At 76.4% G+C, this 17,125-nt stretch carries 8 protein-coding genes; 5 read left to right on the forward strand and 3 right to left on the reverse strand.

Annotated elements, in window-relative coordinates; all coding sequences use genetic code 11:
- Window positions 1-34: 34 nt before the first annotated feature.
- Window positions 35-1,780, reverse strand: coding sequence for an OmpA family protein (locus tag WMF43_RS15725; protein WP_437681156.1), 1,746 nt, complete (start codon window positions 1,778-1,780; stop codon window positions 35-37).
- Between the two features lie 184 nt (window positions 1,781-1,964).
- Here WMF43_RS15725 and WMF43_RS15730 point away from each other — a divergent pair, with 184 nt between their 5' ends.
- From WMF43_RS15730 to WMF43_RS15750, 5 genes are all read left to right on the forward strand, one after another.
- On the forward strand, window positions 1,965-2,969 hold the full coding sequence (locus WMF43_RS15730; protein ID WP_437681158.1) for a PEGA domain-containing protein: 1,005 nt from the start codon (window positions 1,965-1,967) through the stop codon (window positions 2,967-2,969).
- A 5-nt stretch (window positions 2,970-2,974) separates the two neighbouring features.
- Window positions 2,975-4,948, forward strand: coding sequence for a hypothetical protein (locus tag WMF43_RS15735; protein ID WP_437681160.1), 1,974 nt, complete (start codon window positions 2,975-2,977; stop codon window positions 4,946-4,948).
- Window positions 4,949-5,091: 143 nt separating this feature from the next.
- The gene (locus tag WMF43_RS15740; protein ID WP_437681162.1) at window positions 5,092-5,943 is read left to right on the forward strand and encodes a hypothetical protein; all 852 of its coding nucleotides are present in this window, start codon (window positions 5,092-5,094) and stop codon (window positions 5,941-5,943) included.
- Window positions 5,944-5,995: 52 nt separating this feature from the next.
- Complete coding sequence (gene lon / locus WMF43_RS15745; RefSeq protein WP_437681164.1) at window positions 5,996-8,410, forward strand: endopeptidase La; 2,415 nt, start codon at window positions 5,996-5,998, stop codon at window positions 8,408-8,410.
- Between the two features lie 238 nt (window positions 8,411-8,648).
- Window positions 8,649-9,440, forward strand: coding sequence for an SDR family oxidoreductase (locus WMF43_RS15750; RefSeq protein ID WP_437681166.1), 792 nt, complete (start codon window positions 8,649-8,651; stop codon window positions 9,438-9,440).
- A 76-nt stretch (window positions 9,441-9,516) separates the two neighbouring features.
- Here WMF43_RS15750 and WMF43_RS15755 read toward each other — a convergent pair whose 3' ends face one another.
- Together WMF43_RS15755 and WMF43_RS15760 are read right to left on the reverse strand one after the other, a co-directional pair.
- Window positions 9,517-13,524 carry a UvrD-helicase domain-containing protein gene (locus WMF43_RS15755; protein WP_437681167.1) on the reverse strand — a complete coding sequence of 1,336 codons (4,008 nt, stop codon included), beginning with the start codon at window positions 13,522-13,524 and terminating at the stop codon, window positions 9,517-9,519.
- On the reverse strand, window positions 13,521-16,667 hold the full coding sequence (locus tag WMF43_RS15760; protein WP_437681169.1) for a PD-(D/E)XK nuclease family protein: 3,147 nt from the start codon (window positions 16,665-16,667) through the stop codon (window positions 13,521-13,523). The genes WMF43_RS15755 and WMF43_RS15760 overlap by 4 nt, the downstream gene beginning before the upstream one ends.
- Between the last annotated feature and the right edge of the window lie 458 nt (window positions 16,668-17,125).

Raw genomic sequence — 17,125 nt, forward strand, 5'->3', positions numbered from 1 at the left:
CCGCCGGCGGCATGTTCGCCGCCGCTCCTGCCGGCTACTTCTTCTCCAGGACGAGGAGCTGCACCCGCCGGTTCTTCTCTCGCCCCGCCGCGCTCTTGTTGTCCGCGATCGGGCGGCTCGACCCGTACCCCTTCGCGACCAGCCGCTCGGCCGCGATCCCCTTGCCGACGAGCCACCTGCGCACGGCCTCCGCGCGCGCGGCCGAGAGCGTCTCGTTGAACCTCGCGTTGCCCGCGTCGTCCGTGTGCGCCTGCACCTCGATCTTCGTCCACTCCGGGTGCTGCTCGATCACGTCGCGCACCTCCGCGAGCACGGCCTCGCTCCTCGGATCGATCGGCGCCGGATCGTTCTTCAGCACGCGGAACACGACCGGCGAGAGCAGCACGACCTCCTCGCCCTGGACGCGCACCCGCGTCGGGCAGCCGCGCGCGGCCGCGTCGTCGCTCGCCGGGCCCCGCTCGCGCGGGCAGGCGTCGGCGTCGTCGAGCAGGCCGTCGCCGTCCTGGTCCGCGGGCTTCGGCGGCGCCGCGGGGCACCCGGGCCGCGCCGCGCCGCCCGCCGCCTCGCCCTTCTCCGCGGGGCACAGGTCGAGCGCGTCGGTCACGCCGTCGCCGTCCTGGTCCGCGGGGCAGCCGGGCCGCGCCGGATCGCCGCCCCCGCTGCCCGCGGCCGCCTCGGGGCACCGGTCGTCGGGATCGGCGATGCCGTCTTCGTCCTGGTCCTCGACGGGGCAACCGTTGCGCCGCGCGTCCGCGCTCTTCGGACCGTGCGCGTACGGGCACACGTCCGCCGCCCCGCTCACGCCGTCCTCGTCCGGATCCGGGCTCTCCGCGCGCTCGGGCGGCGGCGCGGGCGGCGCCCAGGCCACCATCCCCACCGCGCGGAACGACGGCGTGCCGATCGCCTCGCCGAGCCCCGGACCGGCGGCCGCGCCGACCACGAGCCCCGGGATCGGGCGCACCCGGGCCCCCACGAGGAGCTCCGCGCTCGTCGCCTGCTCCACCGCGACCCGCTCGCGCGCGGTGAGCGACAGCGAGCTCCCCTGCAGCATCGTCTCGGCGTGGAGCTCCGGGCCGACCTCGATCCGCTCGTCCCAGAGCAGCGCGGCCGCGCCCCCGCCGTAGGCGAGCGTCGACGGGTTCTCGGACCCCCGCATCACCGCGCCGCCCGCGACGCTCCACACGAGCCGCGCGGCGCGCCCGCCGATCACGAGCTGCGGCGTGACGCGGACCGCGCCCTCGCCCACGTACACGTCCGAGCTGCCGGTGGGCAGGTGCAGCGTCGCGCCCGTGCCGATCTGGAACGGATCGCGCTCGCCGCCGAGGAGCCGGACGCGCGCCCCGAGGCGCAGATCGCCGAGCGCGGGCGACGACGGCGCGGCGGGCTCGCCCGCGCCGGCCGCCGCGGCGGGGCCGTCGCCGCTCTGGGCCAGCGCGAGCGGCAGCGAGGCCGACACGAGCAGCCGGTCCCAGAGCGACAGCGATCCGCCGAGGTGGAGCAGCGACTGGCTGCCCACGATCACCCGATCCTCGGACGAGGCGCTCCCGCCGGAGAACGACAGCGGATCCTCCGCGTGGTCGAGCACGACGACCGCGCGCGGGACCAGGTGCCCGCCGACGAAGGGGGACGGCACGCCGAAGAGCGGGTCGCCCGCGGGGGTCGGCTCGAACCGGCTCAGCGCGATCGCGCCTGGCCCGTCCGCGCGCGCGGGCGACGAGCCCAGGGCGATGCCGCCGAGCGCGCCCGCGATCGCGGCGCCGACCGTGATGAGGCCTCTCATGGGCGCTGGATGGTATCCTCGCCAGCAGAACCTGAGCAGACGATTTGTCTACGACGTTCGTTGTTGCTCGCGCCGCGCGCGCATCGGTTAGCATCGCTCGCAGTGTTCGGAGCCCGGGCCGCGAGGCCGGCGCGGTCGCGCGTGAAGGGCGAGCGTGAAGTGCGTGCGTGGAGGAGGAGCATCGATGCGAGGCAAGCATCTGGGCCGGTGGGGGCGCGCCGTCGCGGTCGCGCTCGGCGTGGGGCTCGCGGCGGCCCAGCCCGCGCCTGCGGCGGCCCAGCCCGCGCCTGCGGCGGCCCAGCCCGCGGAGACGGCGGAGCAGCCGCTCTCCGCGTCGCTGACCGGGATGGCGAAGGCCGAGCACGGCGCGGGCGCCGCGCTCTACAAGGAGGGCGACTACGTCGGCGCCCTCGCGCGCTTCGAGCGCGCCTACGAGCTGTCGCGCGACCCCCGCGTGCTCTGGAACGTCGCGGCCTGCCAGAAGAACCTCCGGCGCTACGCCAAGATGCTCGCGACGCTGCGGCGGATCGAGACCGAGTCGGGCGACGCGCTGTCGCCGCGCGACAGGAAGGACATCGCCGAGCTGGTCCAGGCGGCCGGCGCCTTCGTGTCCCACCTCGAGGTGACGGCGAGCGAGCCGGGGGCGACGGTGTTCGTCGACGACGAGCCGGTCGGGACGACGCCGCTCGCCGCGCCCGTGCCGATCGACATCGGCGAGCGCCGCGTGCGCGTGTCGAAGCCCGGCTTCGTCGACGTGGTGCGCCGCGAGAAGGTCGTCGGCGGCGGCAGCGTCGCGGTCGCGGCGCGGCTCGAGCGGGCGGTGCACCGGGGTCGGCTCGCGATCACGGCCGGGCCGGACGACCTCATCGCCGTCGACGGCAAGGTGGTGGGCAAGGGCCGCTGGGAGGGCCCGGTGCCGAGCGGGACGCGCGCGCTGCGCGTCACCGGCCCCGGGAAGACGCCGCACGAGGCAGAGGTCCTGGTCCGGGACGACGAGCGCCGCCGCATCGACGTCACCCTGGAGCGCGCCCCGGAGCGGGGCGGCGCGGACCGGTGGCTGTGGATCGGCGGCGGCGCGGCGATCTTCGCCGGCGCCATCGTGGCGGGCGCCCTGCTCTTCGAGCCGGGGCGGCCGGCGGAGCAGGGCAGCCTGGGCACGGTCCCGCTCGGGTTCGGAGGGAGACGTTGATGCGGATGAAGCGGACGAAGGCGGCCTCGGCGGCGGCGGTGGTGCTCCTCTCGCTCGCGGGGGCGGCGGGGGCCGCGTCCTGCGGCGGATCCAAGGGGCAGCTCATGGTCGTCTTCCAGACGGACATGTCGCTGCCGAAGGACATCGACACGATCCGCGTCGAGGCGACGCTCGACGGATCCGTCGTCTACGACGAGACGTTCGAGCGGCTCGGGACCGAGGGCTCGATCCGCCTGCCGGCCACGCTCGGCTTCCTCACGCCGGACGACCCCACGCAGTCGCTCCGGGTGCGGGTCATCGCGAGCCGCGGCGGCGCCGACGGGGTGCGCCTCCTGCGCGAGGTGCTGACGACCGTGCCCGAGGGCCGCACCGCGACGCTCCACATGCCGATCCAGTTCCTCTGCGACGGCTCCGGCGAGGTCGAGCGCGACGCCGAGGGCAACCCGCTGCGCGACGCGCAGGGCAAGGTGCTCGTCAAGAACAGCACCTGCCTCGCGGGCGAGAGCTGCGTCGCCGGCTCGTGCGTGGCGCGCGAGGTCGACTCGAAGGTCCTCCCCGAGTTCGAGCCCGCGGACGTGTTCGGCGGCGGCGACGGCGACAATGACGGCCTCTGCTTCGACACGGTCCGCTGCTTCGCGAGCGCCGCGTCCGCGCCGCTCGACCTCGATGCGTTCGAAGAGGACGGCTCCGCGTGCAGGGCCGTCGCGCCGGGCCCGGACGTCAACGTCGCGCTGCTCACGCAAGGCGGCGGCATCTGCGGCGGGAGCGCGTGTTTCGTCCCGCTCGACGCCGAGAGCGACGCGGGCTACCGGGCCGAGGCGGACGGCACCCTGCTGCTGCCCGTCGCCGTGTGCAAGCTGGCCGCGGAGGGCAAGCTCGCGGGGATCGCGGTCGCGTCCGCGGGCGAGGGGACGTGCCGCAGGAAGGGCACGGACCTGCCGACGTGCGGCCCCTGGTCGTCGACGGGCGGGGGCGAGTACACGCAGCCCGGCGAGGCGCAGCCCACCCCGATCGCGGTCGCGCAGGTCCACCCGGTGTCGCTGCGCGTCTCGGCGAGCGGCGTGACCTGGGTCTCCGGCGCGACGTTCGAGGCCGACGTGCCCAGGCAGGACGGCGCGCTGAAGACGACGCCGCTCGCGGGCGGCGAGCCGCTCCTGGTCGGCGAGGCGCAGGCGTCGCCGCGGGATCTCGCGGTCGACGCGGAGCGCGGGCTCGTCTTCTGGACGAGCGCGGAGGCCGGCGCGCTGATGGTGGCCCCGCTCGGCGGCGGCGGCGCGCCGCGGGCGCTGCTCGACGATCGCGACCAGCCCGAGGGGCTGTCGCTCTCGGGCGACGAGCTCACCTGGACCGAGCTCAGGAGCGGCGGCGTCTTCAGGGCGACGCTGAGCGGCAGCGGCGCGGACGTCGCGCTCGGCCCCGTGGAGGAGCTCCCCCCGCCCGCCGTCTCCGGCGTGGAGCTCGCGTCCCCGTACCGCGTGGCCAGCGCGCCGGGCGTCGCGTGCTGGACCTACCAGGGCACGCTGGGCAGCGAGGAGGGCGTGGTCGCGTGTTACCTGGGCGGCGAGACGCTGACGGTCGCCGCGGCGGGGCAGTTCACGCCGCGGGAGATCGCGCTCGACGTGGACGACCAGGGGAACGCGACGGCGGTTTACTGGGTAACCTTCTCGGGCGGCAGCGTCTTCCGGGCGGACATCCAGGGCGGCGACGTCAGCGCGCCCGAGGAGATCGCGGCGGGGCAGGGCGACCTGAACGGCATCGCCGTGGACGACGCGAACGTCTACTGGACCAGCCGCGACGCGGGCGAGGTCGTGCGGTTGCCCAAGGCCGGCGGGGAGCGGGCGGTGCTCGCCTCGAAGCAGCTGCGGCCCGGCGACATCGCGGTGGACGACGCGGCGGTCTACTGGATCAACGAGGGCTCGTCGGCCCAGGAAGACGGCACCCCGGCGAGGGACGGGGCGATATTGAAGCTCGCGAAGTGACGGGAGCGCCGGCGGCGGTCCGTCCAAGGTCGGCGACGTGTCGGCGCGCGTCCCCCCACGCGGGGCGACGTGTCGGCGCGCGTCCCGAGCCCTCGGTCGTCCAGATCCTGCGCGCTCGGCGCCCCGTATGCTATGGCCGACCCGTGAAGCGCACGCTCCTTCTCCTGGTCCTCCTCGCGCTCCCCGCGTGCGGCTCGAGCTACGCGCAGCAGGGGCCGAGCGACACGCTCAGGGCCTACGCGCAGGCGCTCCAGGAAGGGCGCGTCGACGCGGCCTACCGGCTCCTGTCGGACGAGGCCAAGCGGTCGATGTCGCTCGAGGCCTTCCGGCGCGCGGTCCGCGAGAACCCGGACGACGCGCTCGAGATTGCCCGCGCCATCGCGCGGCCCGCGGCCGATCCGGTCGTTACGGCCACGGTCACCATGCCGAACGGCGAGGAGCTCCTGCTCGTCTTCGAGGGGGGTCGCTGGCGGCTCGACGCGGCGGCGGTCGACCTGTACGGCCAGGCCACGCCCCGGCAGGCGCTGGTCGGCTTCCTGCGGGCCTTCGAGCGCCGACGGTACGACGTCATCATGCGCTACGTGCCCGACGCGGAGAAGGAAGGGCTCGCCGAGGCGGCGGCCGCCGCCGCTCCCGGCGACGCCGCGGGCGGCGCGCCCGCGGCGCAGCCGGCCGACGCGGCGGGCGCGGCCGGCGCGGCGGACGCGGCAGGCGCGGCGGGCGCCGCCGGCGCTGACGCGGCGCAGAAGCCGGCGGATCGGCCGGGGACGGCCAGGGCGGCGGCCGGCGCGGCGCAGCTCACCCCCGAGAAGCTGAAGGCCGCGTGGGAGGGCCCGCAGCGGGAGCAGATCAACCGGATCGTGCAGGCGATCAAGGCGGCGCTGCCGACCGCGACCATCGAGGAGACGGGCGACAGCGCCTCGATGGCGTATGGCGCAGGCGGCACGGTCGCCTTCACCCGCGAGCACGGGGTCTGGAAGATCAAGGACTTCTAGCGGCGCGCCCGCGTCATGGCTTCGAGAAGAGCGCTGTACTAGGGTTGTCGGTATGCCGACCGGCGATCCTCCCTCGCGAACGCCCCCCTCGCCCGACGCCGACAGCGTCCCGATCCTCCCGCTCCGCAACTCGGTCCTGTTCCCGATGTCGGTCGTGCCGATCAACGTCGGCCGCCCGCGGAGCGTGCGCCTCGTCGAGGACCTCCTCGGCCGCGAGCGCGCGCTCGTCGGGGTGATCAGCCAGCGGTCGCCGGACGTCGACGAGCCGACGTTCAAGGAGCTCTACTCGGTCGGGACCATCGCGCGCGTCGTGAAGGTCATCCGGCTCGGCCCGAACAACTATTCGGTCGTGCTGAACGGCCTCGGCAGGTTCCGGGTCAAGGCGGCGTTCTCGCTGGAGCCGTACATGCGCGCGCGCATCGAGCGCATCCCCGAGTCGCTCGTGCGCGACGTGGAGCTGGAGGCGCTCGGCGCGGGCCTGCGCGAGGCGACGCGCGAGGTGCTCGGCCTGATGCCGAACCTCCCGCGCGACACCGCGGGCATCCTCGACAACGTGCGCGAGCCCGGCGCGCTCGCCGACCTCATCGCCTCGAACTTCCCGCAGGCGCAGGCCTCGGTCGGCGACAAGCAGGAGATCCTCGAGGCGTTCGACGTGAAGGCGCGCGTCCGCCTCGTGCTCGCGATGGTCGGCCGGCAGCTCGAGGTGCTGCGCGTGAAGAAGGAGATCTCCTCCATGGTCCAGGAGGAGATGGGCAAGTCGCAGCGCGAGTACATCCTCCGGCAGCAGATGAAGTCGATCAAGGAGGAGCTCGGCGAGGGCGGCGACGACGACGAGATCGAGGAGCTCCGCGAGCGGATCCGCCGCGCCAAGGTGCCGGCGGAGGTCGACAAGGTCGTCCGCAAGCAGCTGAGCCGCCTGCGCTCGATGGCGCAGCAGTCGGCCGAGTTCAACGTCACGAAGACCTACCTCGAGTGGATCGCGGATCTGCCGTGGTCCAAGACGACGGTGGACAAGCTCAGCGTCGACGACGTGCGGCGCTGCCTCGACGAGGACCACCTCGGGCTCGAGAAGGTGAAGAAGCGGATCGTCGAGTACTCGGCGATCCGGCAGCTGCGCGCGGACAAGAAGGGGCCGATCCTGCTCTTCATCGGGCCGCCCGGCGTCGGCAAGACGTCGCTCGGCAAGTCGATCGCGCGCAGCATGGGCCGCCGGTACGAGCGCATCGCGCTCGGCGGCGTGCGCGACGAGGCGGAGATCCGCGGGCACCGGCGCACGTACGTGGGCGCGCTGCCCGGGCGCATCCTGCAGGCGCTGAAGAAGGCGGGCACCAAGAACCCGGTGCTCGTGCTCGACGAGGTCGACAAGATGGGCGTCGACCTGCGCGGCGATCCGGCCGCGGCGCTGCTCGAGGTGCTCGATCCCGAGCAGAACTCGACGTTCCAGGATCACTACCTCGACCTGCCGTTCGACCTGTCGCAGGTGATGTTCCTGGCGACGGCGAACAACTGGGACGGCATCCCGGGCCCGCTCGTCGACCGCATGGAGGTCATCGAGGTGCCCGGCTACACGCGCACCGACAAGCTCGGGATCGCGCGGGAGTTCCTGGTGCCGAAGCAGCTCTCGGCGCACGGCCTGACGGACGAGCGCCTCGAGTTCACCGAGCCGGGCATCGCGTCGGTCGTCGACCACTACACGCGCGAGGCCGGCGTGCGCGGCCTCGAGCGGCAGATCGCGGCGGTGTGCCGGGCGACGGCGGTGAAGGTCGCCGAGGGCCACGACGTGCGCGAGGTGGTGACGCCCGAGCACGTCGAGCAGGTGCTCGGCCCGCACAAGCACCGCCCCGAGCTCGCCGAGCGGACGCTCCAGCCGGGGGTCGCGACCGGCCTCGCGTGGACGCCCGCGGGCGGCGAGATCCTCTTCATCGAGGCGACGAAGATGCCGGGCAAGGGCAACGTGGTCCTCACGGGCAACATGCGGAACGTGATGCAGGAGTCGGCGAGCACGGCGGTGAGCTTCGTGCGCAGCAAGGCCGACCGGCTGCACCTCGATCCGGAGTGGCTCCGGGAGATCGATCTGCACGTGCACATCCCGCAGCACGGCACGCCGAAGGACGGGCCGAGCGCCGGGGTGACGATGTTCGCCGCGGTGTCCTCGCTCCTGCTCGGCGCGTCGGTGCGCAGCGACGTCGCGATGACGGGGGAGATCTCGCTGCGGGGACGCGTGATGCCGGTCGGCGGCATCAAGGAGAAGCTGCTCGCGGCCCACCGGGCCGGCATCCGGCACGTGCTCATCCCCGCCAAGAACCGGCGCGATCTCGAGGACGTGCCGCAGGACGTCAAGGACCAGGTCAAGATCACGATGATCTCGACGATGGACGAGATCCTGCCGCTCGTGCTGGAGCCGCCGCGGAGATCGGCCTCGCAGAGCGCGGCGGCGGACGAGCTCGAGGAGCAGGCCGGGGCGTAGGCGGCGAAGGGTCGTCGAGGGGGGCGGCCCTCGTGGAGGGAGCTCGTCGCGCGGGGCGGCGATGGGCGGAACTCGCCTTGGACGTCGTGTCCCCTCCGTGCTGCGCACTCCGGAGACACGACGTCATCCGGGCTCAGACAACCGCCCATCGCCGCCCCGCGCGACGAGCTCCCTCCACGAGGGCCTGACGACATCGCGAGAGGGCTCGTCCGTGAGGCGGGGGGGTATAGTCCGGCGCATGCGGCGGATCGCGGTGGTGTCGGGCGGCAACCGGGGGATCGGGCTCGAGATCTGCCGGCAGCTCGCGGGTCGAGGGATCCACGTCGTGCTGGCGAGCAGGGACGCGGGGCGAGGGAGCGCGGCGGCGAAGGTGCTGGCGGAGCAGGGGCTCTCCGTTGAAGCACGGCAGCTCGACGTGTCGGACGAGGCGAGCGTCGCGGAGCTCGCGCGCGGGATCGAGGCCGAGCACGGGGGCGCCGACATCGTCGTCAACAACGCCGGGATCGCGATGGACGGGTTCAACGCCGAGGTCGCCCGCAAGACCATCGACGTGAACTTCTTCGGGGCGCTCCGGCTGACCGACGCGCTGCTCCCGCGCATGCGGGCGGAGGGCAGGATCGTGATGGTGACGAGCGGGCTCGGAGACCGGCGCAGCCTCTCCAAGCCGCTCAAGGCGCAGGTCGGGAAGGCCGACCTGACGCGCGACGAGCTCATCCGGCTGATGCGCAGGTTCGTCGACGATGTCGCCGCGGGGCGGCACACGGCCGAGGGGTGGCCGTCGTCCGCCTACGCCGTGTCAAAGATGGGGCTCAACGCGCTCACCGGGGTCGTCGCGCGGGAGCTCGCGGGGGACGGACGCGGGATCCTTTGCAACGCGGCCTGCCCGGGGTGGGTGCGCACGGACATGGGCGGGGCGCACGCGCCGCGGTCGGTCGAGGAGGGCGCCGAGACGCCGGTGTGGCTCGCGACGCTGCCGCCCGGCGGGCCGCAGGGAGGCGTGTTCCGCGACAAGGCGCCGGCGGCGTGGTGAGCTGGTCCCGAGGTCGCCCTGGCGCCGGTCGCTCCTTGGGCGGCCGCCCTGGCGCAGGCCGCGCCGCGCGCCAGCGCTAGCCGTGGCACGCCCGCACGAACCCGCAGCGCAGCCTGCGGCACGCCTCGACCGGCACCCCGTCGAAGCGGCCTTCGCTGGTCGCCTCGGAGAAGCGCTCCGCGAGCCGGGCGAGCTCGCGCTCGAACCGCGTGTGCTCCTCGTCGGACAGGGCCCCGCGCGCCCCTGAGCCCTTCAGCCACACGGGCTCCGCCTCCGCGCCGACGAACAGCACGCCCGCGCGGACCGGGCGGTCCGGGTAGCGCCGCTTCAGCGCGAGCGCAGCGGCGCGCAGGCGGAGCTCGTACGGCGCGAGATCGAGCCGCGGCCGCGCGCGTTTGTACTCGACGACATCGACGGGCCCGTCCGGGCGCAGCACGGCGAGGTCGATCGCGAGCGAGAGGGCGAGCCTCGCCCCGCGCCGCTGCCCGGCCGCGCTCGGCTCCACCTCCAGCACGAACGCCTCCTCCCGGACGAGCGCCGCCTCGTCCTCCCGCACCTGCCGCGCGTAGGGGCCCCCCAGGAAGCGGGCGATGCCCTCCGCGGTGCGCAGCGCCTCCGGGCTGCTCGGCGCGAGCCCCTCGAAGGCGAGCCGCGCCACGACGTCCGCGGGGTCGGTCGGCTCGCCCCAGCGCGCGCGCGGCCAGCGCTGGAGCACCCGGTGCGCGGCGCGGCCGGGAGGGCGGGGGTCCGCGCCGTCCTCGAGCTCGATCCGAGCCTCGCCCGGCAGCTCGGGCGGGCCCTCGACGTCGAACAGGCCGAGCTGGCCCTCGCCGGCCGGCTCGCTGATCCCGAGCAGGTGCCCGAGGCGGAAGCGGCGCGCGCACCCCTGGAACGCCGCGAGCGACGCCGTCGCGATCTGCACGGTCTGCGCGCGCGCCGGCTCCCTCGCCGGCGCCGGCCGGGGGATCGGCGCCGCGCGCGCGTACACGTCCGTGCCAGGGGCGGGCGGTCTGGCGTCCGCGAGCAGCGCGCGGGCCTCGAGCGTGGCGCCGATCGCGGCCGCGAGCAGCGCGGGGACCTCGCCCTCTCCCTTGAGCGTCAGCCACGCCGAGCCGCTCCGCGGCTTCGCCGCGCTCCCGACGAGCACGAGCTCGCGGCGGGCGCGGGTGATCGCCACGTACGTGAGCCGCTGCCGCTCCGCGCGCTCCCGCGCCCGCACCTCGGCGCGCGCCGCCTGGAGCGCGGGCGTGCTGATCGGCAAGAGCGGGCCGAGCGCCGCGGCGTCGTGGAGCGCGCCGGGCCCGGGCGGCCGGTCGAGGCGCCGCGCGTGGTGGCGCACGAGCAGCGCGGCAGGGCGGTCCGCGGCGGCGGGGATGTAGCTCAGGCCGGGGTGATCCGCGCGGGGCTCCGCGTTCAGGTCGAGCAGCACCACGGCCGGGAAATCGAGGCCCTTGCTGGCGTGGATCGTCGTGAGCCGCACGGCGTCGTCCTCGGGCGAGAAGACGGCCGCCTCGGGCTCGTCGGCCTCGTCGCGGATGCGGCGCTCCAGCCACCGGACGAAGCTCGCGAGCGCGCCGCCCCGGCGGCGGGCGATCGCGATCAGGCGGTCGACGTTGCCGAGCCGGGCCTGGGCCCGGGGGAGCGCGGCGAGGACGCGGTCGAGATCGAAGGCGGAGACCGCGGCGCGGATCGCCTCGCCCGGGGTGGAGCGGAGCGCCGCGCGGCGGAGCCCGGCGTAACGCGCGCGGAACAGCTCGAGGCGCTCGCGATCGGCCGCGGGCAGCCGCGCGAGCACGGGGGCAGGGCGCCCGTCGTCGGGCCCGTCGTCCTCCGGCCAGGGCGCCCGGTCCGCGTGCGCGGCCGCCCCGCCGGGCCAGCGGCCGAGCAGCGGGACCGTCAGCCCGCGGCCCGGCGGCGCGAGGATCGCGAGCGCCGTGTCCGAGAGGGCCACCATCGGGCCGCGGAGGACGGCCGCCAGGGCCAGGCGGTCGTTCGGATCGAGCAGCAGGCGGAGGATCGCGGCCACGTCGCGGACCTCGGCCGCGTCGAAGAGCGCGCGGCCGGCCACCACGTACGGCACCTCCAGCCGGGCGAGGGCGAGCTCGACGAGCGGGATCGTGCTGCGGCGGCGGGCGAGCACGGCGACGTCGCGGAAGCGAAGGTCGCCGCGCGCGCCCTCCTGTCCCTCGCCGCGCGCGCCCTCGAGCGCGCCGCCGCGCACGCGCCGCGCGATGTACGCGGCCGCGATCAGCGCCTCGCGCAGCTGCCCCTTCGCGTCCCGGACGAGCGCGTCGACCCCGTCCGGCGCGCTGCCGTCGTCCGCGATGAGCACGACCTCCGTCGGGCCCGCCGCGGCGCCGCCCCGCGCCGGCGCCGCGACCAGGTGCTCCGCCGCGCTGTAGGCGATCTCGAACTCGCGCCGCGCCGCCGCCGCGCCGCCGTTGTCGTTCGCGGCGGCGCCCTCCTCCCGCGCCCCCGCGGCGCTCCCCTGGGCGAAATCGCGCGCCGAGAACGCGTTGATGAACGCGAGCAGCTCGGGCGTCGACCGGCGGCTCTCGCGCAGCGCGACGAAGTCGGCGCTCGGATCGGGGGACCAGAGCGACGGCGCGAGCTCGAGCGCGCGGCCCGCGGCGGCGCCCGCGAGCTCCGCGCAGACGCGGCAGAAGATCGACACGTCGGCCCCGCGGAACCCGTAGATGGACTGCTTGCGATCGCCGACCAGGAACAGCCCGTGCCCCCACAGGCTCGCCGCGGCGGGGGCGGCGCCGGCCGGGCGCGCGAGCGCGGCGTCGCTCCGCTCGCGCAAGAGGTACACGAGATCGCGCTGCACCGCGCTCGTGTCCTGGAACTCGTCGACGAGCAGCACGTCGATCGACTCGCGGACCGCAGCGCCGATCGCCCTGTCGTCGCGCAGGCCGTCGCGGGCCGCGCGCAAGAGGTCCCCGAAGCCGAGGCCCCCCTCGGTGCGGCGGATCTCGGCCAGCCGCTCGCGGATCTCCTCCAGCAGATCGACGATCCGCGCCTCGCGGCGCGAGAGCCCGGGCGCCTCGCGGAGGAACCCGAGCAGGTGCTGCGCCTTGTCCCGGTGGGTCTCGCCCGGCAGCGCCTCCCGGAAGGCGAGCAGCGCCTCGTCCGCCGGCGTGCACTTGCTCTTGTGCGGCCGCCGCTGCGTCAGGAGCTCGATCAGCGCGGCGCTCGCCGCGCCCGCGGGCAGCGGCGCGCCCTCGCCCGCGCGGCCGAGCGCCTCGGCGAGGGCGGCCGCCGGCTCGCGGAACGCGGCGCTGCCGAGCGCGGCGCTCTCCGCGGCGAGGCGGCGGAGCTCCCGCGAGAGCGCGCGCGCCTCGGCGGCGTGGTCGGACAGCGCGAGCCGCCGCGGCGTGAGCCCGTCCTCGTCGAGCCGGTCGAGCAGCCGCGTGACCTCGCTCCGCGCGGCCTCCACGCTGCCCGTCGCGGCCACGAGCGCGCGCGCGGCCTCGGCGCGCTCGCCCCCGTCGGCGAGCGCCCGGCTCAGCGCCTCGTCGACCGCGAGGTCGCTCAGCGCCTGCGCCTCCTCCTCGTCGAGGATCCGGGCGGAGGGCGAGAGCCCCATCGCGATCGCGTGCCGGTCGACGATCTGCTTCGCGACGCCGTGGAGCGTGTCGATGCGCGCCGCCGGCAGGCGGGCGAGCGCCTCCTCCGCGCGCTTCCGCAGCTCGGCGAGCGGCAGCGCGCCGGCGTCCCCGAGGCCCCGAGCGCCGGATCGCCCCGCGACGGCCGCGCGCCGCGCGCGGAGGATGTCGGCGAAGGGGATCTCCGCCTCGCCGTCCCAGCGGGCGATCTCCCGGAGCGAGCGCTCGACGCGGTGGGCGATCTCGCGCGCCGCGGCGCGCGAGAACGTCGTCGCCACGATGCGGTCCGGCGGGACGGGCGGCGCGGCGGACGCGGCGTCCGGCTGGCCGACGGAGGTGAGGCCGAGCGTGAGCAGCACGTAGAGCGCCGTGAGGCGGTGCGTCTTGCCGGTGCCGGCGCTCGCCGCGACCACCACGTTGCGCCGGAAGGCGTAGATGAGCGCGTCGCCTTCGTCGAAGGACGCCGCCGCGCTCACGCGCCCTCCTCCGCGGCCTCGTCGGCCGGCACGACCGCGGGGCGCCGGCACACGTCGCGCGCGTCGCAGCGCGCGCACAGCGTCGGCAGCGCGGGCCGCGGCGTGGCCCGCCCCTGCCAGAGCGCGACGACGGCCGCCCGCGCCGCGCGCGCGGCCTCGGCCCAGCCCTCGGCGAGCGCGCGCTGCTCCTCGGCCGTGCGCGGCCACAGCTCCACGAGCCCGCGCTGGCGCACGCCGACGTAGACCGCGCGCACCTCCTCCGCGCCGAGCGCGCGCGCCGCGATGGCGCTGTAGAGCGGCAGCTGGAGCGCGCGCCGCCGCTCCTTCGCGTCGGGGAGCTTGCCGGTCTTGTAGTCGACGACCCGCACGACGCGCTGATCCGTCGAGCGATCGATCCGGTCGATCTGGCCGTCGACCCACAGGCTCGGCGCGCCGACCGCGCCCTCCTCGTCGTCGTCCGACGGGGGCAGCTCGAGCGGCTGCCACGGCGCCGGCTCCCCGGCGCCGAAGCGCCGCTCGGCCAGGAAGAAGCGGAGCTCCGGCGAGGCCGCGTCGTCGCCGAAGGCGGCGCGCGCCACGACCTCCATCACGTCCGCGATCGCCTTCTCGATCGCCTCGCGGCGGAGCGGGGCCATCGGCGCGGCGACGCCGAGCGCCTCCTCGGCCGCCGCGCGCGCCGCCGCGAGCTGCTCGGCCGGATCGCGGTCCGGCCCGAGCTCGCGCAGCGCCTCGAACGCGGCCTGCAGCGCGCGGTGGATCAGCGTGCCGCGCTCGCGCGCGTCGGCCGACTCGGCGAGGTCGTCCGCGCGGCGCACGTGCAGCACGCGGCGGGCGAACGCCGCGAAGGCGCAGCCCACGGCGCGCTCGATGTGGGTGACCGCGATCGGCCGATCCGGGCGCGCCCCGCCGATCGCCGCCGTGAGCTGCGCGACCAGCGCGGGATCCTGATCGAGCAGGACGCGCCCCGTGTGCCGGTCGATCGGCGCCCTCGGGTCCAGGAAGAAGTCCGCGCGGGCGCGCTCGACCCGGACCTGCTCCGCGATGTCCGGACCCGGCCGGGCGCCGGACGCGAGGGCGATGAGCTCCGCGTCGCGCGGCCCGAGCGCCGTCGCGTCCGCGGCGACGCGCGAGGCCGGCTCCGCGCGCTCGCGCACGCCCGCCGCCACGGCCGCCGCGAAGCGCGGGTGCGGCTCGTTCGGCTCGCTCTCGTCGCCCCGCGTGAAGCAGAGGGCGACGCTCCGGGCCCCGGCGAGCGCCCAGCCGAGCTCGGCGCGCTGGGCTGCCTGGCGCTCGCGCCCCGACGCGGGGCGGCTCGGCGCCGGCAGCCGGGCGCGGAGCGCCTCGCCGAGCAGCGTCTCGTCCGCGCCCGGGCTGCCGCCGTACGCGCGCGCGTCGAGCCCGGTGACCACGGCGACGTCGTGCTCGAGCGCCGCGAAGCCGGCGGCGACGTCGACGCGCACGGCGCCGGCGCGGCCCGCGTCGCCGCGCGCCCCGGCGCCCTGCTCGGCCGCGGCCCGCTCGAGCTCCGCGTACACCTCCGCCACGGCGGCGGGGCGCTCCTCGCAGCCGAGGTCGCGCGCGGCCCGGGCGAGCGCCTCGGCCTGCTCGCGGATCGCGCGCGCGGCCCGGGCGCCCTGGCCCATCGCCTCGAGCGCGATCCCGCCCGCGCCCCGCCGCTCGGCGCGCAGCGCGGCGCGGAGCTCCTGCGCCCCCGGCTCTCCGAAGCCCAGCTTGTCGAGGAGCGACAGGAACCGCCGCACGATCTCGGGCCGCGTCGTCGCCTCGCCGATCCATCGGGCGCTGGCGAGCAGCCGCTCGAGCGCGTGCGGCATCCACGCCTCGTCGTCGTCCCCGTGCGCGTCGCCCGCGGGGTGGGGCGCCTCGAGGTCGAGCTCGAGCTCCGCCCCGAGCGGCGCCGCGCGCGGCGAGGACGCCGTCCGCGCCGCCCGCGCCGGCCCGGCGCGGCGGTCTCTGCGCCGCGCGGCCACGACGGAGATGAGGCCGTCGATGAGCAGCCGGCCCGTGCGATCCACCTCGACGGGCACGTCGCGCAGCCGGTGGGCGAGATCGGCCGAGCGCTTCTCCGCCTCGGCGGCGGCGGTGCGGTCCATCCAGGCGCCGGCGTGCACGCCCGGCGCGCGGAGGATCTCGATCGCCTGCTCGCGGCGCACCGGCCCCACGGCGAGGCGGAGGATCGCGAGCGCGACGCGCCCGTCGGGGCAGCTCGCGGCGGAGCGGCCGCGCGGCTCCGAGGAGCGGATGCCCGCGTCGGCCAGCGCGGCCCGGAGCGGCTCGAGCGCGGCGTCGTCCAGCGCGGGCACGACGACGGCGATCCGCTCCGGCGGGATCCCGCGGCCGAGCGCCGCGGCCACCTCGGCGGCGGCGGCGCGCGCCTCCCCTTCGGGCGTCTTCGCGCTGATCGCGGCGAGCGGCTCCGCACCGGCGTCGGGCACCCAGGTGATCTCGGGCGGATCGCCGAGCGAGGCCCAGCGCCGCTCCAGCAGCTCGGCGACCGGCGCCGCGTCGTCGCCCTGGAGGGCGGGCAGCTCCACGGTGACCCCCGCGCCGCCCGAGGCGCGGACGGCGGCGTGCAGCGCCTCGACCCAGGCGAGGTCGTCGGGCTCCCAGGCGACGGCGCCGCGGATCGTGACCCTGCGCGGGAGGGGGAGCGCCCCGGACGACCCGGCGGCGCGCAGCGCCCGCGCGAGCAGGAACCCCGCGCAGCGCGGGTCCACGAGGCGCGCCGCCCGGAGCGCGGCGTCCGCCCGCTCGAGGACCTCCGCGACGGCGCTCGCGTACGGCGCGCCGAGCGCCCGCAGCTCTGCCGGCGTCGTGCCGGCGCGCCGGAAGCTCCCGACGGCGCGGTCCAGGGCGTGCGCGAGCGCCACGCGCGCGGCGGGCTCAGCCGGTTGCCGCAGCCGGCCTGGCGGCAGCGCGTCGAGGGCGAGCCGCGTGGCCAGCCGGGTGGCCTGCGGGCTCGCGATGGCGACGTCCGGCGCCAGCAGCGCGAGCGCCTCGGAGACGAAGCTCCACCGTGAACGGACTTCCTGGTCTGCGGCGCGCGCCTCGCGCGCCCCGGCGGCGGCGAGCTCGCGCTCCACGTGCCGCTCGGTCGGGACGATGAGCAGCGATGGCCTGCTCACCGCGGCCCGACGGCCAGCCGCCGCCCCTGGGGAGCGCGAGCGCCGCGGCCGGCAGGCCGCAGGGAGAGCGCCGGTGCGCCTGAATGCTCGTCCGGCAAGGGAAACCTCACCGCACAGGCTTTACTTCATGCATCCGTCCCCTCGCAACCTCCACCAGACGCCTGGCGTGTTGAATAAGTCGCGCCGAGCGTGGGAATTCCTGTGGGAAGATCGGAATGCGTGTTGAAAACCCTGTCGAGAACCAGGGACGGCACAGGTCAGGATCTTCCGTAGATCCGCGGATTTGCGCGCGAAACGAGCGCGTCAGCGCACGTCCGAGGCGCTTCGGAGTTCTCAACAGGCTCGGCGCTCATGGGTCGGCTCGAGCGACTGCGCACCACGACAGGCACCGTGACGAGCTCTACCGGGTGGAGCTCGGCCGCGAGCACACGTGTTGTACGGAGGGAAACCAGACGCTC

This window comes from Sorangium sp. So ce131, assembly GCF_051519095.1.
GTDB lineage: Bacteria > Myxococcota_A > Polyangia > Polyangiales > Polyangiaceae > Sorangium.

Excerpts from the sequence above, each read along its gene's own strand:
- WMF43_RS15750 (WP_437681166.1), top strand. The coding sequence starts at position 8,649 with ATGCGGCGGATCGCGGTGGTGTCGGGCGGCAACCGGGGGATCGGGCTC.
- WMF43_RS15730 (WP_437681158.1), top strand. The coding sequence starts at position 1,965 with ATGCGAGGCAAGCATCTGGGCCGGTGGGGGCGCGCCGTCGCGGTCGCG.
- lon (WP_437681164.1), top strand. The coding sequence starts at position 5,996 with ATGCCGACCGGCGATCCTCCCTCGCGAACGCCCCCCTCGCCCGACGCC.
- WMF43_RS15725 (WP_437681156.1), bottom strand. The coding sequence starts at position 1,780 with ATGAGAGGCCTCATCACGGTCGGCGCCGCGATCGCGGGCGCGCTCGGC.
- WMF43_RS15735 (WP_437681160.1), top strand. The coding sequence starts at position 2,975 with ATGAAGCGGACGAAGGCGGCCTCGGCGGCGGCGGTGGTGCTCCTCTCG.